We start from the raw sequence: 24207 nt of genomic DNA on the forward strand, positions 1-24207 counted from the left end.
TTTTAAAAAGTTATTCATTATTAAAAGAGGTGAATGAAATTGTCTAAAGTAGAAGAATTAGTTGGGCTAAAATTTGAACCATATACATTGGCGGTAGAACAAGGAAAAATACGTGAATTAGCACGTGCTATTGGGGATGATAACCCTATTTACTATGATTTAGAAGTAGCAAAAAAAGAAGGGTATGAAGGAATTCCGATTCCACCTACATTTTTTCAAGTAATTGATTTGTGGGGCGGGTTAGGCTCAACAGAAAAAATGGAGAAGATGAAATTAAACCTCGTTCGTGTGTTACATGGAAAGCAGGAATATGAATATCTTGGGGATATTGTAGCTGGAGATGTGCTTTCAGTTACGAGTGAAGTTGTAGATGTAGAAACAAAAACAGGCAGAACTGGAGTAATGGAGTTCATCACTTCGGAAAATCAATATAGAAACCAAAGAGGCGAGCTGGTAGCCAAAGCAAGAAGCACAATCGTGCATCGTTTATAAGATCGCCATTACAGAAAGGAGAAATGAAGGATGTTTTATGAAGATATTCAAGAAGGGTATGAATTCCCGGTATTGATCAAGGAGCCTGTCACTCGCGTTCAACTTGTACGATTTGCAGGTGCTTCTGGAGATTTCCATCCACTTCATTTAGTTGAGGAAGTCGCAGAGAAAGCCGGCATGAAGATTATTGCGCACGGTATGTTAGTTATGGGGATGCTATCGCAAGGAGTTACCTCATGGGTTTCTAGAAAAAACATAAAAAAATTATCAGTCCGTTTTAGCAAAATGACGTTTCCAGGAGAAACAATTCATATAGTAGGGAAAGTGCTGGAGAAAAAGGATGATAATACTGTACTAGCTGAAGTGCTTGCAACGAATGAGGAGGGGGAAGTGAAAGTGGCAGGAACTTTTGAAGCTACTTTACCTTCCAAGTATTAAAATTGTCACTTCACTATCATTTTATTGCTTGCTCGAAATTTTTATTTAAAGTTACTACTTTATTAGTTATTTAATCTAACTCCTTCTTCAGCTTACTCACCAGACTGTTGAAGGAGCAGAAGCAGTCAAGTAGATTTCTAGACTGTCCCTGTTCCTTCAAAAATTGGAAAAATAGTTGGAGAAGGAGTTGTTTATTTAAATTGAATTATTTCAGGCTGAAAAATTCAATCTCTAGAAGCTAATTACATTGATTTTGTAAAAAATTAAAACTAGTTTGTGAAGAAAGAAAAAGATTTAAAATATTAAATCCAATACATTTCTTACACAGAGAGGATAATGAGCATGGTGAAAATCATAAACAATCCTAATGGAAGCTATGATGTAATTATTGTCGGTGCAGGTTTTGCAGGTATCACAGCTTCACGTGAATTAAGTTATCGCGGCTTTAAAACGTTGATACTAGAAGGAAGAGATCGTATTGGCGGTCGGACTTGGACAGATACTCGTCTAGGGGTAGATCTTGAATTAGGCGGAACATGGGTTCACTGGGGACAGCCTCATGTATGGACAGAGATTACACGTTATGGATTAAAGCTTACACCGTCTCCAGATAAAGAGGCTGCCTATTGGTTTGAAGAAGGAAAGTTGACTAAAGGAACTAGAGAAGAATTTTTTGCCATTCTAGGACCAGCTCTTGCTAAATTTTTAGAGGAAAGTGAGTTACACATCCCTTTTCCTTACGACCCACTAAATTCTCCTACTATTGAAGAAATTGATAAAAAATCGGCGATGGATCGATTAAATGAACTAAATTTAGATCCAATTTCAAACGACCTTTTAAAGGTTTTCTTAGAAACAGCATATCAAGGCTCACCTGAATTAGGCGGTTATGCAACACTTCTTCATTGGCATTCTCTCGCTTTTCATGATATTAAACTAATGCTTGAAATACTTGGGAAATACAAATTGAAACATGGTACTAAGTCCCTTATCGAAGCAATAGCTAAAGATTCTAATGCTGACCTTCAAATTTCTACAATTGTTTCTCTTGTTGAAAAAGTGGATGACTTGTATATGGTGAAAACTAAAGATGGGGGACAATTCACTGCAAAAGCAGTTATAATTACAGCCCCACAAAATGTATTGAAAAATATTAAATTTAAACCTGCTCTATCAGAACTTAAGCATATGGCATCAATTGAAGGACAAACTAGTCGAGGAGTTAAATATTTTGCAAGATTACGTGGCAAGTATGAGAAATTTGCTTGCTATGCTCCTTCAGGCAGTATTTTAAGTAGTTGCTACAATGAATATGAAGTTGATGGTGACACTATTGTTGTCGGATTTGGTCCTGACGCTACTAAAATCGATGTTAATGACTTGCCAGCCATTCAAAGAGAAATTCGCAAATGGCACCCAAAAGCTGAAGTCGTAGCATGTACAGGTCATAACTGGACAGCAGACGAATTATCTGGTCAAACCTGGAATATGCAAAAAAAGAATCAACTAGTTCGTTATCTCGATGAATTCCAACGTCAAGAACAAGGTGTGTTCCTATCAGGCTGTGACTATGCAAGTGGATGGCCAGGTATGATCGATGGAGCTATTGAAAGCGCACTAGTTGTAAGTAAAAAAGTTGAGAGATACTTAAATGTAGAAGCTGCTACCTTACAAAGTAAATGAAATAATAGTTAGAAACTAACACAATAAAATAGAAGTGTTTAAACAAACACCTCTATTTTTATGGAATTGTTCAACAAGGAGAGAATGACTCAAATTAACTTAAAACTTATGCTTGATTCTAAGAGGTGATTTGAATGACATTAGCTTATTTATTTCTTTTATTTGTACAATTTTTATATGCAATTCCGTTGGTAATAAGTCAGGTTGCACTTGAACAAATTCCAATATTTTTATTTTTAGAAATAAGCTTTATCGCCGCTTTTGTTTTCTTACTTCCACTTGCTTTGATGAAGGAAAAAGTAAATTGGACAAATCTAGGTAAAAAAAATATCGGAAAATTGTTATTACAGGGGCTATTATTTAATGTTGTTTTTAATATCTTTTTGTTATTAGGAATAAGTCATACAAGTGCAACGGATACAGGAATCATTACAGGTACATCACCTGCACTTATACTAATCCTTTCATATTTTTTACTTCGTGAACGTATAAAGTTGCTTTCCATCCTTGCTATTTTTTTAGCAATAACAGGTGTTGTTCTCCAATCTTTTATAAGTTTAGGAGAAAGTCCAAAGACTTCTTTACTAGGGGATTTCTTTGTCATTTTAGCCATACTTACTCAATCCTTTTTTGTTATTTTTTCAAAAAAATTTGCAGCAGATGTACCGCCAATTACAACTGCTACTTTTATAATGCTTGTAGGAGTAATATTTTTTATCCCTTTAAGTATCATGGATGCACATAATTTTAAATGGGATTCAGTTTTAGCATCTAACTGGTGGATTGATATCATATATGGAATACCAGGAACTGCACTCCCTCTAATCCTTTATTTCTATGCTATTAGAAGAGTACCCGCAAGTACGGTTGGTATTTTTTCAGCGCTTCTTCCAATTTTAACGACGGTAACTGCCGTTCTAGCACTAGGAGAACCCATAACAATAGCTCTGTTTGTTTCTCTTTGCTGTGTTGTGCTATCCATTGTTCTAGCTGTATTAGTAGGGAGGAATAATAAATCTGATGTTTCTTTAAATCGAACTAATAATGATCTAAATGAAGTTAAATATTAAGTTCCCAAATGCATAATTAAAAGTAATAGCAAGAGATAATTTTTTATTTTTGAGGGTTGTATGTTTTAAGCTGTTTTCACATTCGCTAATTCTAAATTCTGATCGGTACTCAATTTAATACTTAAGTTACTTTTTCTCTTTTTATATTTTTAATAATGATTTTGTAAAGTGTGGTGTCAATATGAACATAGAGGATTATGTTAAAGAAAAACATCCAAACGTATTTGAAGAGCATAATCGATTTATACGAAGTTTTGTACCTTCAATTGGGTCTGAATTAGTTTCTTTAGTAGATAGTTTTGGAGGGCTTTCAGGGCAGCCTTTGGAGGTAATTGGGTATAGTGCTTTAGGATGTGGTATGGATGTATTCATAGAGTTGAAAAATGTTGCAACCGGGGAGCGCTGTATGTGCCCAGTTAAAAAGTGGCATAATAAGGTCAAATTGATTAAGGGAGATTATATAGGTATAAGTTGCCTGAAATTCAATGACGAATAATTGTTTTAAAGTTATTCAAAGATAAAAAATATACAAAAAGAAGCAACTTCAAATGGAATGATTGAGTTGCTTTTTTTTGTTGAATGAGGTATTAAATGTACTTTAAATTTACTTAACGTACGTTATAAATTCTAAACTTTATTATTGGTATTTAGGGATTTATGATAAATTTAAATATTCAATTTATTAAATGAACTAGAGTAATAGTTTTGAAGGATACAAAAGGTATAGGTATCAGTTCTACTCTAAGATTTAATCTGAAATGTAAAAATGCGAATATATCATTAAAAGAAAAGGAGACTAAATGCAAGGAGAATGGAAAAGAAAGGAGCGTAAATATGGAGAAAATGGCAGTAATAGGGTCTGGGGTTATGGGGAGAGGTATATCATTTGCATCTGCACTTGGGGGCTTTCGAGTAAGCTTAAATGATGTCAGCCAAGAAAATTTGAATAAAGCCAAATTATATATTGAGACTGAAATGACGAAGAGTGTAGAAAAAGGTTTTCTGAGTAGAGAACAGGTCTCTAGAGCACTACAAAGTATTGATTATACTACAGATTTGGAATCTGCTGTCGGGGATGCTGATGTTGTAATTGAAGCTGTCTTTGAATTGATGGAGTTGAAAGTAGATATCTTTAAAAAATTAGACAAAATTTGTCCAAAGCATACGATTTTTGCAACGAATACTTCAACTATGAGCCCGACTGAAATTGCGGCACAAACGTCAAGACCAGAAAACTGCATTGCTATGCATTTTTTTAATCCCGTTCATAAAATGAAGCTGATTGAAATTATTAGAGGGCTGGAGACATCCGATGAGACGATGGAAAAAGCAAAACTAATAGGAGCAAAATTAGATAAGGAAGCAGTAGAAGTAAATGAATTCCCAGGATTTGTTACAAGTCGGATGAACTGCTTAATAGGAAATGAAGCTATGAATCTACTAATGGAGGGGGTAGCCTCTGCCGTGGACATTGATCGTGCAATGAAGCTTGGACTTAATCATCCAATGGGTCCGTTAGAACTTGCTGACTTGGTTGGACTCGATACCAGACTTCGAAATATGGAATACCTTTACAAAAATTTAGGAGAAAAATACCGACCATGTCCATTGTTAATTAAATACGTGAAAGCGGGACGTTTAGGCCGAAAGACTGGACAGGGATTTTATAAATATAATAGTTAACTTTTTTCATTCCCTGCTAGTTTACTCAGAGTGGCTTAGTGAAGATTTCACAGTTCATTTTAATAGCCTCTGAGGATAAGCTAGAAGGAACTGACAACCCTTTTTTGAAAAAAGCAGCCACAATTTCAGAGAAACTAAGGAGGGACGACAATGGATTTTACATTACCTGAAGATATTCAACTTTTAAAGAAAGCAGTACATAATTTTGTTCAAGGTGAAGTTGAAAAGGTTGCAATGGAAATAGAGGAAAAAGATAAAATTCCTGGCCATATTTTAGCTTCATCAAAAGAAATGGGTTTATTCGGTTTAAGTATTCCTGAAGAGTATGGCGGCCTTGGTCTTAATATGGTAGGGAAATGTGCGATTTATGAAGAACTTGGGAAAACCCATAATGGCTATACAACTTTAATTGGTGCACATACAGGAATTGGATCGGTTGGAATTGTGGAGCTAGGAACACATGAACAAAAAAAGAGATATTTACCAAATATGGCAAGTGGTGATTGGATTGGCGCCTTTGCTTTAACAGAACCAAGCGCGGGGTCCAATGCTGCTAATTTAAAAACAAAGGCCGAAAAAAAGGGAGACAAATATATTTTAAATGGTTCAAAGCACTATATTACCAATGCGGTTGAAGGTCATATTTTTACGGTTATGGCGGTTACTGATCCAAGTAAAGGGGCAAAAGGAATAACTTCGTTTATTGTGGAAAAAGATTTTCCTGGATTTTATGTCGGTTCTGTTGAGAAAAAAATGGGTCTACGTGGCTCGCATTCAGCTGAACTTTTCTTCGAAAATTGTGAGGTTCCTGCAGAAAATGTCCTTGGTGAGGAAGGACAAGGGTATATTAATGCTTTGAAAATCTTGGCGAACGGACGTGCAGGACTAGCGGCTCGAAACTTGGGGTCTTGTGAGAAACTACTCGAGTTAAGTATGGATTATGCAACTCAGAGGATCCAGTTTAATAAGTCCATCTTTGAACAACAAGCTATTCAGCATATGTTAGCAGATATGGCAATGGAAATAGAGCTTCTAAGGTCGATGACTTATCGAGTTGCGTGGATGACAGACCAAGGCATGCGTGTTGTAAAAGAGGCGGCTATGGCTAAGCTTTACGGGTCAGAAGTATATAATCGGGTGGCAGATTTGGCTGTCCAAATTCATGCGGGAATTGGTTATATGAAGGACTATCCAATTGAAAGATTCTATCGGGATGCACGTATTACAAAAATATATGAAGGAACAAGCCAAATACAGAAAAACATCATTGCGGGTGAACTAAAGCGTGAGTATTTATAAAGGAGGGGTGTAAGGATGAGGAATGCGGTTATTATAGACGGTGCCCGCACAGCAATCGGCAAAATGGGAGGGACACTTAAAGATATTGAGGTAGATTTCCTATCAGAAAAAGTAATGCGGGAGGCAATTAAGAGAAGTAAAATCCAAGGAGCAGATGTTGAAGAGGTAGTTTGGGGGCACTCTAAACAAACTTCTGATGTCCCTAATCTTGCTCGACTAGCCTCACTTAGAGCGGAACTTCCAATTGAAGTTCCTGGGTATACGGTTCACCGTCAATGCGGATCAGGTCTCCAAGCAATCAATAACGCAGCCCAGCAAATAATCTGCGGACTTTCAGACATCGTTTTGGCGGGCGGAGCAGAGAGTATGAGCAATGCACCGTATTATTTAAGAAAAGCTCGTTATGGATACGAGGCTGGTAATGCGGAACTTGTGGATTCCAATACGGAAAGTCAGCCGAGGTCACAGCCAATTGAAGTTTATGGGCATTTGACGATGGGATTAACTGCTGAAAATCTTGCAGACAAATATAGTATTAGTCGGCAGGAGCAGGATCACTTTTCAATGGAGAGTCAGCAAAAGGCTTTTGATGCGATTGAGGCTGGAAAATTTAAAAATGAGATTGTTCCATATGAAATTAAAATGAGAAAAGGGAATATTCTTTTTGATTCAGACGAACATCCTCGATTAACTAGCTTTGAAAAACTTTCTGGATTAAAGCCCGTTTTCAAAAAGGGCGGTACGGTTACAGCAGGTAACTCGAGCGGGAGAAATGATGGTGCAGCCGCACTAGTCATGATGTCGGAAGAAGAAGCAAAAAAGCGAGAGCTAGCACCGCGTCTCCGCATCTTATCTCAAGCAGCAGTGGGTGTGTCACCAGAGATTATGGGAATTGGTCCCGTTCCAGCGACAATTAAAGCACTTAAGCTTGCAGGATTGACCATGGATGATATCGACTTAATTGAATTGAACGAGGCTTTTGCCGCGCAAACAATAGCAGTTGTAAAAGAGTTGAAAATCGATGCTAAAAAATTAAATGTGAATGGTGGAGCGATTGCATTAGGACACCCAATTGGTGGTACGGGAGCTATTTTAACAATAAAAATAATGAACGAACTTGAGCGACGAGGTGGACGCTACGGATTAATTACTGCTTGTATTGGTGGTGGACAGGGAATAGCCACAATTGTTGAAAATTTAAGGGTGTAAGTTTTGAGTGTATTAATTTATAAGTGATATTTTAAGAACTACAAAAAGTTAAGCCACTATTATAGGGTGGCTTAACTAAATTTTTAACAAAAATAAAAGAAGAAAATTCACCTTTAGTGATTTACCTTCTTTATGGGTTTTATAAGTAAACTGTTTATTAAATTGTCTTAAATTATTCTTTGAAATTTTCAGCCTGAAGTTTAAGTTCTTTCAAAAATTCTTTAGCTGCAGCAGAAAAAAATTTACTTTTTAATCGAATACAATAATAAGAAAAGTTATTATTTATTCCTAATACAGGCTTTACGATAATATCTTCACTTTGATAAAAGGGATCGGATTTAATTGATAGTGAACATTCGAATCCAATTGCCAATCCCTGTGAAATAAAATGCTTTTTTATTTCAGTTTGTTGTGATTGAACCAGAACATTAAAGTTAAGCTTGCTATTTTCTCTGAATACCATAGAGTGAAGCTTTCTTCTATCAAAATCATTTAAATTTGCGGCTAATGGGTATTGCTGTATATCTTCTATTGTAAGATTGTCTTTACTTGCTAATTCAGAATCTTTTCTAAAACAAAGCATCCATGGATTATCAATAATATGTGTTGTAATTAAGAGTTGATTTTCTTCTCGTAGACCGGAAGGATAACAGATTAAACCTATATCCGCATCACCATTCAAAACGTCTTTTCGAACTTGTGAGGAAGATGCATTTTTAATTTCGGGATTTATTCCTGGAAATTTTGCTTTAACTTCAGCAAATGTTTTAGGGATAAGGCTCCTGCTAATGGCAGGATCAGCAGAGATAGTTAGAGAACCTGTAATTTGAGAAGAATTAACCTGTGATTCTTGTCTTAATTCCTCTATATTATTTAAAATCTTCTGTGCTTTAATTATTAGTTTTTTTCCAGTTTCAGTGGGCTCTAATCCTGTTCTGGAACGTTCAAATATTTTAACGCCAAGTTCTTCCTCTAAGCTGCTGATTGCAAGGCTTATACTTGGTGAAGATACGTAAAGTCTTTGAGCAGTTGTCGCTATAGAGCCAGTTTTCGCTATTTCAGTAATGTATAAAAATTGTTCGATTCGCAAAGTGCCACCCCTGTCAACTGACTTTAATAAAGTAAATTTTTAGATTCTCAATCATTCTAATAATCTCTTATTACAAATTTCTTAACGTACCTTTTAATTTCAAAACATTAAAAAAAGTATATTATAAGAATATTCAAAATGTAAAGGGTTTCATCAGTCTGTTTGAGGGACTTTAAAAATAAAGGAGTATCGAAAATTTATTCGGTATTCCTTTTTTATGTCGAAAATGATTGTTTAACGAACAGACTATTACTTTTTATTTAACTTACCTTTAAATATCTAAAATTTTAAAAGCTATCCAATAAAATTATGATGAAAATAAAGATTCATACTATTTTGAAATTTTAAATTTAAAAAAGGAGACTGAGAATGAAATTTCAAACAAAAGTCGGGATGTCTAAACCTGAAGCAATCTATGTACATGGTTATAATTTGACGGAAGATTTAATAGGAAATATCACATTGGTTGATATGGCGTTCATAGGTGCAACGCATCGACTGCCTACCTTTGAGGAATCTAAAATGCTCAATGCATGCATGGTTGCAGTTTGTGAACATGGTTTTACTCCTAGTTCCATTTCTGCACGTCTTACCTATTTAGGGGCACCTGAAGCTGTACAAGCCGCAGTTGCAGCAGGTCTTTTGGGAGCAGGTTCCGTTTACCTTGGAGCTATGGAAAATACTGCACAAATGCTTCAAGAAGGCTGGGAAACGTATGGTAATAAACAAGATGTTGGAATTGTTGCTGCAAGTATTATCGAAGAACGGAAAGCAAGGAAATTACAAGTGGCGGGATTTGGACATCCAATCCATAAGCCAGTAGATCCACGTACAAAAAAGTTATTTGCACTAGCAAAAGAGCTAGGTTTAAACGGAAAACATATCGCATTAATGAATGAAGTTCATCGCCAAATGAGTAATCAAAAAGGAAGACAAATGACTTTAAATGCAGCGGGAGCAATTGGTGCAATTCTATCAGATATGAATTTACACTTTAGCGTTGTAAAATCTTTTGCTGTAGCATCACGAGCAGTCGGATTAATTGCCCATATTGTAGAAGAAATAGAAGCAGGAAGAAAAGATAGTATGGCTCAAAAACTTTATGATTACATTGAAGAAAACACGCTATATACAAATAACCCTGATGCTATGAAATAAGAGATTAAACTTGTTTGAACAATAATGCATCTTTAGGGAATTTAACAGTTTTTGATAACTTAATAGATTAATTGAAAAAGGACTGAAAGCCAAAAAGAGTAAATGAGTCCAAGAAATTGAAGAACGCTTTAGTTTATCGGTCAAAGTATAGGAGGATAAAATATGAAATTACAAGGAAAGGTTGCCATTGTAACTGGTTCCGGCAAAGGGATTGGCAAGGAAATTGTACAAAAATTTGTACAAGAAGGAGCGTTTGTAACTGTAACAGATTTGAATAAGCAAACATGTGAGGAGACCGCTAATGAGATCATTCAAAGTGGTGGGAAGGCTATCGCAGTGGAAGGAGATGTATCTAAAGCAGAGGATGCTAGATATATAGTTGAAAAGACAATGGAGGCTTATGGTAGGGTTGATATCCTTGTGAACAATGCAGGAATTCTTAAAGATGTATTAATTAAAGACATGGAAGAAGATGACTGGGATAAAGTGATCGATGTTTGCCTAAAAGGTGCTTTTCTGTGCTCAAAATATGTTTCTGTACATATGGTGGAACAAAATTACGGCAAAATTATTAATATTTCCTCGAGAGCTTATCTAGGAAATCCTGGTCAGTCTAACTACTCCTCTGCAAAGGCAGGAATTGTTGGCTTGACACGATCTCTTGCAAAAGAATTAGGAAAAAACAATATAAATGTCAATGCTGTTGCACCAGGTTTAATTGAGACTGATGCATTAAGAAGTCATCCGAAATATGAAAAAATTAAAGAGCGACAAAAGAAAGATACACCAATTCAGAGAATTGGATTACCTGAAGATGTGGCGAACGCTGTTTTATTTTTCGCCTCCGAGGATTCAGCATATATCTCTGGAGATGTTCTACACGTTTCTGGAGGAAGGTTTGGATAAGTACCGTTTGAAAGAAATTATTATAATTGCGATCAATTAGGAGAGTCCAAAGGGCTCTTTTTTTTATAGAAAAAATGTGACTTTAATTTTGCTTAACATGCCTTTTAAATTGTTAACTTTTAAATCACTATAATAGAAATTTATTATTAGTATAAGGAGTTTAAAAATTTAGAATATTCTTTAGGAAGGTATAGAGAATCCTCTTAAAAAAATTCAATATTTGAGTTAGCTAATATTGATTCGAAAGAAAAATATTATCAAAAAAATATAAATTGATAGAGAGGAAGAGTTGAATGGTTCAATTATTAGAAAATCAAGTAGCAATCGTTACAGGATCAGGGGCGGGCATTGGAAAAGAAACCGCACTATTGTTTGCGAAACACGGCGCAAGTGTTATGGTTGCTGATTTAGATGAAAAACTTGCGGCTGAAACTGTGGCTGAAATCAAAAAAATAGGGAGCGATGCCGCTTTGATATGCGGTAATCTTTTAGACCCTGATTTTCCAAAACAAATTGTTGAAGCCACTATTTCGACATTCGGTAAGTTAGATATCCTAGTGAATAATGCTGGATATTGTCTAGATGGTTTACTTCATAAGATGACAGATAAGCAGTTTCAAGAAATTTTGGAGATTCATCTAGTCGCTCCATTCCGCCTTATTCGCGCGGCATCTCCATATATGCGTGAGGTTGCAAAACAAGAAATTGAACAAGGAATCGTTCATCATCGAAAAATTATTAATGTTTCCTCTATATCAGGACAAAGAGGGACTATGGGACAAGCCAACTATTCTTCTGCTAAAGCAGGTGTCATTGGACTTTCAAAGGTTGTTGCACAGGAATGGGGACAATTCAACATTAACAGTAATGCTGTAGCGTTTGGTTTCATCGATACACGTCTAACACGCCCAAAAGAAGAAGGAACTGTCATCAATGGTGAAGTTGTAGGTATTCCTGAAAAAGTTCGTAATTTAAAGATTAGCACAATTCCTCAAAAAAGAATCGGCACTGCTGAGGAAGCTGCTGCAAGTATTCTATACCTAGCATCTCCACTATCCAACTATGTAAATGGACAAGTAGTAAGTGTAAACGGTGGTTCCTATACTTGAACCAAAATTTAAAGAGATCAGCACCAATAATGATATTCATCGTGACAACTATTATATGAGCTGTTGAATAATGAATCCGTTTTATCAAACTAATAACAGGGGGCTATTAAATGTCAAATTCAACTACAACTACTTCATCAAAACAATTATCATTCGATTTATTTAAAAGGAAAAGACCTTTTTTTACTCATGAGCATGAGATGTTTAGAATATCATTGCAAAAATTCCTTGAAAAAGAAGCAGTTCCTTATATTGAGAAATGGGAAGAAAATCAATGTACGCCTAGGGAATTTTATGAAAAACTAGGCGCTAAAGGATTTCTTTGTCCACAAATTAAATCCGAATATGGGGGGCTCGAACTCGATTTTGGCTTTAATGTGATATTGGCTGAAGAGTTATTCCGTGTAGGAGTTGGGACTTTAGCAAGCACTAGTAGTTCTATTATCGTCCCTTATTTGGAAACATACGGTACTGAGGAGCAAAAGAAAAAATATTTACCGAAATTTGTAAGTGGAGAAATAACAACTGCCATTGCCATGACTGAACCAGGAATTGGCTCTGACTTAGCCAATTTGAGTACATCAGCAGTTCGAGATGGTGATTACTATATAGTAAATGGACAGAAAACCTTTATATCGAATGGACTTAATGCAGGAGTATTTTTTGTTGCAGTTAAAACTGATTTAAAAGCAAACCCGGCTCGTAAAGGAATTAGTATACTTTTAGTAGATGAGAATACACCAGGTTTCTCACGTGGACGACAGTTAAAAAAATTGGGTCAAAAAACTGCTGATGTTGTTGAACTAATCTTTGAGGATGCACGAGTTCCTGTAACAAACTTACTTGGTGAAGAGGGACAAGGCTTTTATTATCTAATGGATAGATTGCAACAAGAACGACTGATAATTGCTTGCAGTGCATTAGCAGTAGCGGAGGAAATGATTAAATCAACCATTAGCTATGTAAAAGAGAGACAAGCATTTGGAAAAACGATTAGTTCCTTTCAGAATACACAGTTCGAAATTGCAGAAATGGCAACTGAATTGACAATGGCTCAAACTTTCCTTGACGATTTAATAAATAAGCACATGCAAGGAGAAAATATCGTTACACAAATCTCTATGGCGAAGTGGTACATTACCGATATGGCAAGGAAAATGTCTTCTAGATGCTTACAGCTTTATGGGGGATACGGTTATATGGAAGAATATCCAATTGCCCGTCGTTATCGTGATGTTGCAGTATTACCGATTTATGGTGGAACAACGGAAATTATGAAAAATATCATTGCAAAAAATCTTAGCTTGTAGTTCTACTTTAAAAAAATCGCTTAATGACAGTACCTATTCGTAAGCGATAAAAGCATGATGTACCTAAATAAAGATTTTATAGTAGAACGAATTTTTTAGATTTTTTGAGATTAATATACAAAGCTTTTAAAATAGGTTGATCGATATTAGTTATATTGATTTAACCATAAATTGGAGGGATAGATTTTGGCAGATACAGCTACTTCAACTAAACCAGGAACATTTGACCTATTTAAAAGAAAAAGATCTTATTTGACTCAAGAGCATGAGATGTTTCGAATTTCTTTGCAAAAATTCCTTGAGAAAGAGGCAGTTCCATATATAGAGAAATGGGATGAAGAAAGTTATACTCCAAGTGAATTTTACGAAAAGTTAGGAGCTCAAGGATTTCTTTGTCCACAAGTTGCTCCTGAATACGGTGGTTTAGGACTTGATTTTGGATTTAATATGGTTCTAGCTGAAGAGTTAAATCGCATTGGTGTCGGTACAATTGCGAGTTTAAGTAGTTCAATAGTTGTCCCTTATTTAGAACGATATGGAACAGAGTATCAAAAGAAAAAATATTTACCAAAATGTGTAAGTGGGGAAATCACAACGGCCATAGCTATGACGGAACCAGGAATTGGTTCAGATCTGGCAAAAATGAGCACAACCGCGGTAAGAGATGGTGAACATTATATTGTGAATGGAGAGAAAACCTTCATTTCGAATGGCCAAAATGCAGGATTATTATTTGTAGCAGTGAAAACTGATCCAAAAGCGAACCCTGCTAGGAAAGGCATTAGTATCCTATTAGTTGATGAAAACACTCCAGGTTTTTCACGTGGGAAAAAGTTAAAAAAACTGGGTCAACATTCTGCAGATACGAGTGAACTAATTTTCGAAGATGCTCGAGTACCTATAGCTAATTTACTTGGGGAAGAAGGACAAGGCTTCTATTATATGATGGATAAATTGCAGCAGGAACGCCTTATCGTATCAATTGGTGCAATAGCTGTAGCTGAAGAAATGCTTAAGTCAACAATGGCTTATGTAAAAGAAAGGCAGGCCTTTGGAAAGCCAATCAGTTCATTCCAAAACACTCAGTTCGAGATTGCAGAAATGGCAACCGAATTGACAATGGCGCAAACCTTCATTGATGATTTAGCTACCAAACATTTAAAAGGTGAAAATATCGTTACAGAGACTTCGATGGCTAAATGGTTTATAACCGAAATGGCAAGAAACATGTCTGTACGTTGTCTACAGCTTTATGGTGGGTACGGTTATATGGAAGAATACCCAATTGCCCGTCGTTATCGAGATGTTGCGGTCATGCCGGTTTATGCAGGTACAACGGAAATAATGAAAAATATTATTGCTAAAAATCTTGGATTATGATCATTTAAACTTCCCGTTCTAGAATTGTCTTTATAATAGACAGTTTGGAATGGGATTCTTTTGTATTTTAAGGGATATCAAATATACATAAAGGCAATTAGATTTTAGTTAATTACATAAAATACATCATGTTGCAGTGTTTCTATCCTTAAATTAATAAACAATCAGATCAAAATGATAATTTGCTTTTTCGTATGGATATATTTATAGAAAATAATTTACTACATAATAATTGAACGGTATTTTTCGCATTAATAAAAGAATAGACTAATACAACCGCATCATATGTTTCTTCATATCAAGTTCAATTTATAAGTAATCTATTTTTTTATTTGTTGTTCAAGAAATCGCTTCTACATTTCTTTTAAAGCATAACATTGTAAATAATATATATGTTAAGGTAAAATAACTAGATAGAATGAAAAACATGGAGGTGTAACGTAATGAATGTTACAAAAGAAAAAGTTGTACCCCTCCTACCTTTAAGAGGAATTAGTGTATTTCCTGCCACTATTGCACATCTAGATGTAGGAAGAACGAAATCGATAAAAGCAATACAAGAAGCTGATGAGTTAGATCAGTTAATTTTTGTTGTTACTCAAATAGATGCAGATACTGAAAATCCAAAGATAGACGAATTGTACCAATTTGGGACTTTAGCTAAATTAACACAAAAAATTACACTTCCAAATGGCACTGTTCGTATTACTGTCGAGGGACTACACAGAGGGAAAATCAATTCAATTATTGATCAAAATGAATTCTTAACTGCAAAGGTAGAAGAATATCCAGATGTAGAAGACGAATCTAAAGAGCTTCGTGCTTTAATGAGAACTTTATTGCAGCATTTTAAACAATACAGTAAATTATCAAAGCGAATTTTGCCAGAGACAATTGCTTCAATTGTTAAGCAAGACCGTCCAGGTAAACTTGCAGATGCAATGATCGATTCAATTCCATTAAGGGAAGAAGAGAAACAAAAAATATTAGCAACAATTGATGTTACTGAACGAATACATATTATCTTAAATTTCCTTCAAGATGAAAAAGAATTACTAAAGCTTGAGGAAAAGATTGGCCTACAAGTTAAGAAAAATATTGATAAAACTCAAAAAGAATATTTCTTAAGAGAACAATTAAAGGTTATTCAACGCGAACTAGGTGATCGTGAAGGTAAAACTGAAGAAGTTGATAAGTTTTTAACAAAAATTGAAGAGGCAAATATGCCTGAAGAAACAAAGGAAGTAGTATTAAAAGAGTTAGCTAGATATGAGAAACTACCTCCCAATGCTGCAGAAGCAGGTGTAGTTCGTACATATTTAGATTGGATGGTAGCTCTACCATGGTCTAAGCAAACAGAAGACACACTGGATATACATCGTTCTGAAAAGATATTGAATAATGAACATGAAGGTCTTGAAAAAGTAAAAGAAAGAATATTAGAATATCTAGCTGTTCAACAACTTACGAATTCATTACGTGGTCCAATTTTATGTTTAGCTGGTCCTCCTGGAGTTGGTAAAACATCTTTAGCCAAATCAATCGCAAACGCTTTGTCTAGAAACTTTGTACGTGTTTCTCTAGGTGGCGTAAGAGATGAATCAGAAATAAGAGGACATAGAAGAACATATATCGGAGCTATGCCAGGTCGAATTATCCAGGGTATGAAGAAAGCAGCAACAAATAACCCTGTATTCTTACTTGATGAAATTGATAAAATGTCGAGCGATTTTAGAGGGGATCCAGCATCAGCAATGTTAGAAGTTTTGGACCCTGAACAAAATCATACTTTTAGTGATCATTACATCGAAGAGCCATTTGATTTATCTCAAGTTTTATTTGTAGCTACTGCAAATGATTTATCAACTATTCCAGGTCCATTACGTGATCGAATGGAGATAATTACTTTATCTGGATATACTGAACTTGAAAAAGTTAATATAGCTAAAAAACATTTATTCCCTAAAAAATTAGCGGAGCATGGCTTAAATAAATCTACTGTACAAATTCGTGAAAGTGCACTATCTGCAATTATTCGTCATTATACACGTGAAGCAGGAGTAAGATCATTAGAGCGAGTTCTAGCGACACTATGTAGAAAAGCTGCTAAGTTGATTGTTTCAAACGAAAAACAAAAAATAATATTTACCGATAAAAATATTGAAGAATTTTTAGGTAAGAAAACATTCTCTTATGGTCAAATGGAAAGCGAAGACCAAATTGGTGTTGCTACAGGTTTAGCGTATACTGCATTTGGTGGAGACACACTTTCTATTGAAGTATCACTATATCCTGGAAAGGGTAAGCTAACTTTAACTGGTAAGCTAGGGGATGTAATGAAGGAGTCAGCACAGGCTGCGTTTAGCTATATACGCTCAAAAGCAGAAGAGCTGAATATTGACCAAAATTTCCATGAGAAATATGATATTCATATTCATGTTCCAGAAGGTGCGGTTCCAAAAGATGGCCCTTCAGCAGGTATAACAATGGCAACAGCATTGATTTCGGCATTAACAAATAAACCAATCCGTAAAGAAGTTGGAATGACTGGTGAAATCACATTACGTGGTCGCGTATTACCAATTGGTGGATTAAAAGAAAAAATGCTTAGTGCGCATCGTGCAGGTTTAACGACTGTTATCATACCAAAAGAAAACGAAAAAGATTTAGAAGATGTACCACCAATGGTGAAAGAAGGTTTAACTGTTATACCTGTTTCCCATTTAGATGAAGTGCTTGCGCATGCAATAGTAGGAGTGAAAAAATGAAAGTAACAACAGCGGATATTGTCATTAGTGCAGTCCGACCAAATCAATATCCAGATACACAATTTCCTGAAATCGCTTTGGCAGGTCGTTCAAATGTTGGGAAATCTTCATTTATAAATAAAATGTTAAATCGTAAGGCATTAGCCCGAACATCATCAAAACCTGGAAAAACTCAAACATTAAATTTCTTTCTAATTAATGAACAGCTTTTCTACGTTGACGTACCTGGTTATGGCTATGCTAAAGTTTCCAAAAAGGAACGAGAAGCATGGGGTAAAATGATTGAAACATATATTACATCTCGTGAGCAATTAAGAGCTGTTATTTTATTAGTTGATCTACGTCATTCACCAACAGAAGATGATGTAATGATGTATGATTTCTTAAAGCATTACGGAATCCCAGTCATTATAGTAGCAACAAAAGCAGATAAAATCCCTAAAGGAAAATGGGATAAACATGCAAAAGTAGTTCGTGAAAAGTTACAGATTGAAGAAGGAGATGAATTAATTTTATTCTCATCTGAAACTGGTATGGGTAAAGAAAAAGCATGGTCAGTAATTGATCGTATGTGTAAATAAAAAAACTGGTGGAGAACAATCCACCAGTTTTTTATGTTTTAAACCTTTCCCTTTTTGCCTTTAATTCAATTCTCATCTGAGACTGGACTAGAGAAAGAAAAAGCAGGCTCAAAGAATTATAATGTTTTTCCGTTTTTTTCCATTTGATTGAACAAAAGTTTTAAAGAATTTTAACAATATATAGGTTCAATCTCAAAAGAAAGTTCATTATTCATATGACAGATAATAACATTTTAGGAAATATTTACCTTTAATTCCGAGTTTTTAATCTGTAAACTAGTACTTAGTTATTTTTTAGGGAGGAAAGGAGAAAATTGAGTTTTTCCCTCTAGGACGATAAGAGCTATTACTGTTTTTTTAATCCTCTACAATGTTTTTTACATTATTCCGCATTCTAAGGACCACCAAAACCATCATCCCTTAACATGTCAAATAAACACTTGGGAGCCAAACAAGATACATTAGTTTGTAAAAAGAAATACATGTCTAGTAAGTTTAAAAAGTAATGAATCTTAAATATTCGTGTCATCTTACCTTTTAATTTACAGAAATTTCTGCATTCTTATTGTTTGGTATATATAACACAACCATCACATACTTTTGTTAGGTACCAACTAGTTGCATTACAAAATAACACTTATATGGAGTTGATTTAATAAGTTATCTGTAGAATTTAGACAATATTTCTTTGGAATAGAACTACGATATCGTATTTAGGTTAAATTACTATTTTAATAGAGGAGAATATTATGTTGGCAAATAAAGTCAGAATACTAGTAAGTTTTTTATTGATCTTTGCAATGATTCTTAGCGGATCGGGGCAAGCGGTGTATGCCCAGAGTAAAAACGATGCTAATCAAGGGGGAAATACAAATTCTAGTGAGCGAAATGTGAAGCAGTGGTTAAGTGAATATGAATTCTATGAGGACACTAGAATAGCAAAAATCTATGATCAGACTGCAATAAATGAATTAAAGCGCCTCGTACCAGTCATAAAAGAAACTAATGCTAAGTTTGATTCCAAACTGATAGCGCAAATTGGTGAAACCGGAGACTTTAAACAAAGGGATATAAATGAACTTGATACACTTCAACAATTGATTAACGAATTTGAACAAGCTGTTCAAGAGGAATACATACAAGAGGAGATTGTTAAAAGTGACCGGCTTTTGGAAATCAAACATAAGCTAACCATATGTCTATGGGGGTATGTAACAAAAAACGATTTTAATGTACCAACTGAAGTATTACTTTCAGATATACTCTTTAATTTTTATTTATCTGATAAAATTGTCAATAAAAATGCTATCGGCATCTTAAAAGATATTTCGGATCAAGTAGAACACAATGGAAATAAACTAAAAGCTCATTTGAATAACGCTGTGAAAATGTCTGAAAAAGCTAATGGATTTCTAGAAAAAGATCTTGCAATCCCTGCAGCAAAATCTTATCAAAATGCATATAAACAAGTTTTATTCGGACTTGAAAAAGCTGGCTATCCAGTCAACGCAAAATTCTTTGAATCTACTTCTGACACGGATGGCGACTCTATAACAGATGGAATAGAATTCCTAGAGGGAATGAATCCATTTAAAAAAGATACAGATGGTGATGGATTGCAGGATAATATCGAATATGAGGTTAGATCATTTCTTTCCCCGACAAAATATGATTCAGATCAAAATGGTATAAGTGATGCAGATGAAGATATCGATGAAGACGATCTAATTAATAAAGATGAGCAAGCTTTTCATTCTAATTTAATTAAGGGAGATTCAGACCAAGATGGTCTAACTGATGGATTTGAAGTACATCAGTTCGATTCATTACCTAATACAATTGATACAGAAAACGATGGGTTAAGTGATGGAGATGAATATGCACTTAAGACAAATCCAAATGCTAAAGACAGCAACAATAACGGAATCGAGGATTCACAAGAACTCTATTCACAATCAATTAGTAAATCATTGATTCAGCCTGATAAATCAGAAATTAAAAGCGTAGAAGTTGAGTTTAGAACAAAAGATAATATTAATAGAACGACCAGAATTAGTAGCACAAACAATGTAAATATTAAAACTACTAATTTACAAGGTATTATTGGTTCTCCTGTAAGCATCAATACGCACTCGGAATTTGAAAAAGCAAGTATTAAGTTTACGTACGATGAAGCGAAACTAGGAGACACGTTGGAAGATGATCTAGCTGTTATTTGGTACAATCCAGATGAAGAAATGTTTGAAAGCCCTCAAGCTGTGTTAAATACAAGTGAAAATACAATAAGTGTGGAAACTACTCATTTTGGGGAATTTATGGTGGTTGATAAGAAAAAATGGCTGGAACTTTGGAGTAGAGAAATCGACTACTCAAAATCTGATGTTATAAATGAAATGCTGTTTCAAAATAGTACAAAGAATACAGGCGTAGAAAATTATCAAGCTGCAAGTAACGAGAAGTCAAATGACATTGTTACTAGTGATGATTCAGACGATGGAGGGACAGATCCAAAAGATTCTGATGGGGATGGCTTATACGACATCTATGAAATTGAAGGAATGAAAACACCGTACGGTATAATTTACTCAGACCCTAATAAGAAAGACAGTGACGGAGATGGATTAACTGATGGGCAAGAAATGGGGCAATTAAAATCATTTACGATAGTAATTTTTGGCATTGAAATTCATTTTGAAGGTTTCTTTCCAACGAGTTTCCCAGACCGAAAAGATAGTGACGGAGATGGAAAGTTTGATAAAGAGGATTTGAAACCGTTATACGCTGATTATTCCGATACAGTAGTGTTTCAGTCAGATAGACCAGAAGGTTATGATGAAAATGGAAATGTAGCGAACGATATGACAACAAATGATTATACAGAAGATGAAATAAAAGACATTAACTGGATGTTCAGACTTCAATTACTTGAATCTTATTTCCCAAATATACTCTTTTCTGAGTTCAAAGATATGTCGACAAGCTTATTTTCAACGGGAGATATGGAAGATGTTGTTTTAGATATGATTGATCATTTTAAAGATGGAACTGGAAAAGAATATAGAAACCAGACTTTAACTAATGAAGCGAGTGAGCATGAAACAACGAAATCCTATATTGAATTTGTCAAAAATGCCTTAGTTGATGAGCTAAAGAATAATGGAGGTAATTTGACCGCACTTAAGTTTGATAAAAGTACAAAGAATACAAATGAATTTTATAATTTTGTACAGAGAAATGCTAGTTATCCGACGTTTAGCACATGGGGTGATCGAGTAGGTGGACTTACAATTACAGTAAATGATACTTGGGGAAATACCATCACCGTAAAAAACTATTCTGTAGAGAATAATCACTTTAAAGGAGTTATGCGTGTTCGTTTATATGATCATTTCGGGCTGGATCAGCCAGATGTTGAGAAGGTGTATGTCAACCTAGCAGGATTCCGTTCTTGGTTTGTCTTACAGCATTATGATGATTATGATGGTAAATATAAGCCATTTGTTACTGTAATGGAAATGGATGTACCATTTGAGGGGAATTTAAGTGACTAAGTTTAATTATAAAATGATAGTTTTAATGTTTGTTATATTCATAGTTTTATTATACTTAATTGGATGTAATAAAAATGAGGAATCAAGTGGTGAAATAAAGATTTTTGAAATTAACAACACAGAAGAAATCCTTGGTAAAAAGAATGAAGAAGATGTGCTGGTTAAAAAGCATTTTATGATTCTAAATCCACCAAAAGATCTAAATAAATTGAAAGAAATAATTGAAAAATACAGCAAGGAACATCCTGTTGATGAAGAAAAGAAAGATATAGAGGGCAAAAATAGGATCTTTGATATGTCCTTCTATAGGGAAAGTAAGGATTTGCCAAGAGACTGGAAGCCTGATGAAAGTTACATGAATACAGATCGACTAGAACATCATAAGAATGATCTAATTGCATATATAGTTTGGTCAGATGCGAAACCACAAAAAGAATATAATGTATATGATAAAAATAAGGAAGGTCAGATAAATAAAAGGATGCGTTTTATGGAGGATCAACTTATTAAGTGATAAATGATTGATACACTAGTGAATAAAGAAATGGAAATTGTGAAATTTGAACTGGAACACATGCATTATAGACTGTGGACCGCTATCGCTCATAGCGGTCCTTTATTAATTTTAATCGATTCAATATCCTCTTAAAACTTATTCCATTAAATTAAGTACTTACCTATAAGACCATTGGAGCAAATAAAATACCCTATATAATAGACACTTAATAAAAGTCTACTATATAGGGTATTTATAATCCGCCAGCTTTTAAATGTTTTAAGTCTATTCCCTTAACACTGCTCTATACTATTTTCTTATCGCTTTTAATAAATCCTCTTCGCAATAAATATACAAACGATCAGTAGAATTCAATTTACACTCTTTTAGCTTAGGAATATTTAACTGTTCATTTATCGCTAACAAAGTTGCTCCTTTTTCAAATAATTGTAGAAAGGCATCTTCATAAGTTTTCCATTCTTTATTAGGCTCTATTACATGTATATTGCTTCCATCAAACTTTGTATTTAAAAAATGCCTAAATATCGTTGAAGTTCCAGGATGTAAAGTTGTCTTAGCGATTAGACGTGAAACAGATTCATATGATAATACAAAATCATCTACATTTACGTGCTTAAAATTAACGATATGGCTTTCTTTTTATATTTCGACAATTGTATGAATAGGCATTTTTTTCGTAGATGATAGTGATTCGACGGCAGAAGCGATTAATAGCGTTTTTCCATCTTTTAAAACACTGTCTTCTATTGTAGAATCTGCAAATATACATACCCGTTTTGCCCCGAATATATTTGCATTTAGTAAGGTATTTTCGATTGAAGGGTCTCCTTGAATAAAATGAACTTGAGGATGCTCGTAAGGTGATGTTTCTAGATTTTCAATTAATACAATTTTTGCATTCGGTGAAGAATCGAAAAGTTCCTCAATTGCATCTCTTGTTTTTTTAGACCAACCAATATAAATAAAGTGATCATGATCCTTATACACAATTCTTCCCTCCAACTTTAAACGATGATATTTAGAAAAGGAATCAACAGTTTTAGATACTAGTAAGCCTATAATACCGACCCCGAATATAAATAAAAACATTCCTAAGCATTTTCCTGCAACAGTTTTTGGAAAGAAATCTCCATAGCCTACTGTCGTCAAAGTAGTCATTGTCCACCACAAGCCATCAAATAAAGTTGGAAAGGTCTGTGGTTCTAAAATATGTATAGTTATTGAACCAAAAGAAACAATTAGAATAGATAGAATTAAAATTGAAACATAATTAAAAGAGACAAATTTTTTCCATAATGCAAGGAAGTATAACAAAGATGTTCCTCCTTTTAAAACTGCTAGTTATGTATAAAAAAGTATGTTTATTTTTTAGAAAATAGAAGATATAAACCGATAACAGCAATCAATATTGGCCAATATTGCTGGAAATAAGAGACTTGTGATTGGAGCGAACTAAGCATTGTTGCAAGCTTTTCATTAAAAAGGAAAAATAAAGACATAATAAATAATAGTAAACCAGGTAATAGCTCACCTTTTCCTTTTCGAGATTGTAGTAACATTCCGATTGAAATGATGAGTGTAAGAACGGACCAATGGTTTGGCCAATTTTGAAAGTGCTCGATGGCATAAAAATGAATTCCAAATCCAAGGACGACAATTCCCGGAAATACATAATGGGTTTCTCTTCCTTTAAAAGCTTGAACTAGAAGTGCAATACCACTAATCAAGATCGGAGTCGTCCAAAATGTAAAAATGTGTAAAGCTGGGACTTGCCATTTTGAAATAAGATAATAAATGCCAAAGCCAATTAATAGGATTCCAATAAATAATCGATTTTTTTTCATAACAACTCCTGTTTAACATTATTTGTAATCACTTTTATTTTAAAATTATTGTATAATAAAATTTGTGTACATTTAATAGTATAAATCGGATTAAAAATTCTACAAAATATTACATTTAT

Annotated in this window: 20 protein-coding genes; 17 read left to right on the plus strand and 3 right to left on the minus strand. The window is 34.4% G+C overall.

All coding sequences use genetic code 11. The features are described 5' to 3' along the window. Positions 1-39 precede the first annotated feature (39 nt). The 8 genes from EP747_RS00450 to EP747_RS00485 all read left to right on the plus strand — a co-directional run bounded on the left by EP747_RS00450 (position 40) and on the right by EP747_RS00485 (position 7874). Entirely contained in the window at positions 40-492 is a 453-nt protein-coding gene (locus EP747_RS00450; RefSeq protein ID WP_129688035.1) for a MaoC family dehydratase N-terminal domain-containing protein, read from the plus strand. 30 nt (positions 493-522) lie between these two features. Further along, positions 523-930, plus strand: a complete 408-nt coding sequence (locus EP747_RS00455; protein WP_129688036.1) for a MaoC/PaaZ C-terminal domain-containing protein — start codon at positions 523-525, stop codon at positions 928-930. 342 nt (positions 931-1272) lie between these two features. Further along, on the plus strand, positions 1273-2613 hold the full coding sequence (locus EP747_RS00460) for a flavin monoamine oxidase family protein (RefSeq protein WP_165346750.1): 1341 nt from the start codon (positions 1273-1275) through the stop codon (positions 2611-2613). Positions 2614-2747: 134 nt separating this feature from the next. Continuing rightward, a complete protein-coding gene (locus EP747_RS00465) occupies positions 2748-3683 on the plus strand; it encodes a DMT family transporter (RefSeq protein ID WP_129688038.1) in 936 nt (311 codons plus the stop codon). A gap of 181 nt (positions 3684-3864) precedes the next feature. Further along, positions 3865-4179, plus strand: a complete 315-nt coding sequence (locus EP747_RS00470) for a hypothetical protein (RefSeq protein WP_129688039.1) — start codon at positions 3865-3867, stop codon at positions 4177-4179. Between the two features lie 338 nt (positions 4180-4517). After that, positions 4518-5366, plus strand: coding sequence for a 3-hydroxyacyl-CoA dehydrogenase family protein (locus EP747_RS00475; RefSeq protein WP_129688040.1), 849 nt, complete (start codon positions 4518-4520; stop codon positions 5364-5366). Positions 5367-5516: 150 nt separating this feature from the next. Continuing rightward, on the plus strand, positions 5517-6665 hold the full coding sequence (locus EP747_RS00480) for an acyl-CoA dehydrogenase family protein (RefSeq protein ID WP_129688041.1): 1149 nt from the start codon (positions 5517-5519) through the stop codon (positions 6663-6665). A gap of 15 nt (positions 6666-6680) precedes the next feature. Then, the gene (locus EP747_RS00485) at positions 6681-7874 is read left to right on the plus strand and encodes a thiolase family protein (protein WP_129688042.1); all 1194 of its coding nucleotides are present in this window, start codon (positions 6681-6683) and stop codon (positions 7872-7874) included. Between the two features lie 172 nt (positions 7875-8046). Here the strand turns inward: EP747_RS00485 and EP747_RS00490 are convergent, their stop codons facing one another. Beyond that, complete coding sequence (locus EP747_RS00490) at positions 8047-8964, minus strand: LysR family transcriptional regulator (RefSeq protein WP_129688043.1); 918 nt, start codon at positions 8962-8964, stop codon at positions 8047-8049. A 369-nt stretch (positions 8965-9333) separates the two neighbouring features. Here EP747_RS00490 and EP747_RS00495 point away from each other — a divergent pair, with 369 nt between their 5' ends. The 9 genes from EP747_RS00495 (at position 9334) to EP747_RS00535 (ending at position 22241) form a co-directional block, all read left to right on the plus strand. Continuing rightward, entirely contained in the window at positions 9334-10122 is a 789-nt protein-coding gene (locus tag EP747_RS00495; protein ID WP_129688044.1) for a citryl-CoA lyase, read from the plus strand. A gap of 162 nt (positions 10123-10284) precedes the next feature. After that, entirely contained in the window at positions 10285-11028 is a 744-nt protein-coding gene (locus EP747_RS00500; RefSeq protein WP_129688045.1) for an SDR family NAD(P)-dependent oxidoreductase, read from the plus strand. Between the two features lie 293 nt (positions 11029-11321). Next, positions 11322-12137: an SDR family NAD(P)-dependent oxidoreductase gene (locus tag EP747_RS00505; RefSeq protein WP_129688046.1), complete on the plus strand. Its 816-nt coding sequence runs from the start codon at positions 11322-11324 to the stop codon at positions 12135-12137. A gap of 110 nt (positions 12138-12247) precedes the next feature. Next, positions 12248-13447 carry an acyl-CoA dehydrogenase family protein gene (locus EP747_RS00510; protein WP_129688047.1) on the plus strand — a complete coding sequence of 400 codons (1200 nt, stop codon included), beginning with the start codon at positions 12248-12250 and terminating at the stop codon, positions 13445-13447. A gap of 186 nt (positions 13448-13633) precedes the next feature. Then, positions 13634-14827: an acyl-CoA dehydrogenase family protein gene (locus EP747_RS00515; RefSeq protein ID WP_235832715.1), complete on the plus strand. Its 1194-nt coding sequence runs from the start codon at positions 13634-13636 to the stop codon at positions 14825-14827. A 443-nt stretch (positions 14828-15270) separates the two neighbouring features. After that, complete coding sequence (gene lon, locus EP747_RS00520) at positions 15271-17595, plus strand: endopeptidase La (protein WP_129688048.1); 2325 nt, start codon at positions 15271-15273, stop codon at positions 17593-17595. Next, entirely contained in the window at positions 17592-18176 is a 585-nt protein-coding gene (gene yihA, locus EP747_RS00525) for a ribosome biogenesis GTP-binding protein YihA/YsxC (protein ID WP_129688049.1), read from the plus strand. Before lon ends, yihA begins: the two co-directional genes overlap by 4 nt. Before the next feature lie 752 nt (positions 18177-18928). Next, entirely contained in the window at positions 18929-21727 is a 2799-nt protein-coding gene (locus EP747_RS00530) for a DUF3289 family protein (RefSeq protein ID WP_129688050.1), read from the plus strand. Next, positions 21720-22241 carry a hypothetical protein gene (locus tag EP747_RS00535; protein ID WP_129688051.1) on the plus strand — a complete coding sequence of 174 codons (522 nt, stop codon included), beginning with the start codon at positions 21720-21722 and terminating at the stop codon, positions 22239-22241. Before EP747_RS00530 ends, EP747_RS00535 begins: the two co-directional genes overlap by 8 nt. A gap of 642 nt (positions 22242-22883) precedes the next feature. Here the strand turns inward: EP747_RS00535 and EP747_RS00540 are convergent. Continuing rightward, positions 22884-23558, minus strand: a complete 675-nt coding sequence (locus tag EP747_RS00540) for a potassium channel family protein (protein ID WP_235832716.1) — start codon at positions 23556-23558, stop codon at positions 22884-22886. Between the two features lie 47 nt (positions 23559-23605). Beyond that, entirely contained in the window at positions 23606-24088 is a 483-nt protein-coding gene (locus tag EP747_RS00545) for a hypothetical protein (protein ID WP_129688052.1), read from the minus strand. Positions 24089-24207 lie beyond the last annotated feature (119 nt).

It is taken from the genome of Gottfriedia acidiceleris, from assembly GCF_004138285.1.
GTDB classification, from domain to species: domain Bacteria; phylum Bacillota; class Bacilli; order Bacillales; family Bacillaceae_G; genus Gottfriedia; species Gottfriedia acidiceleris_A.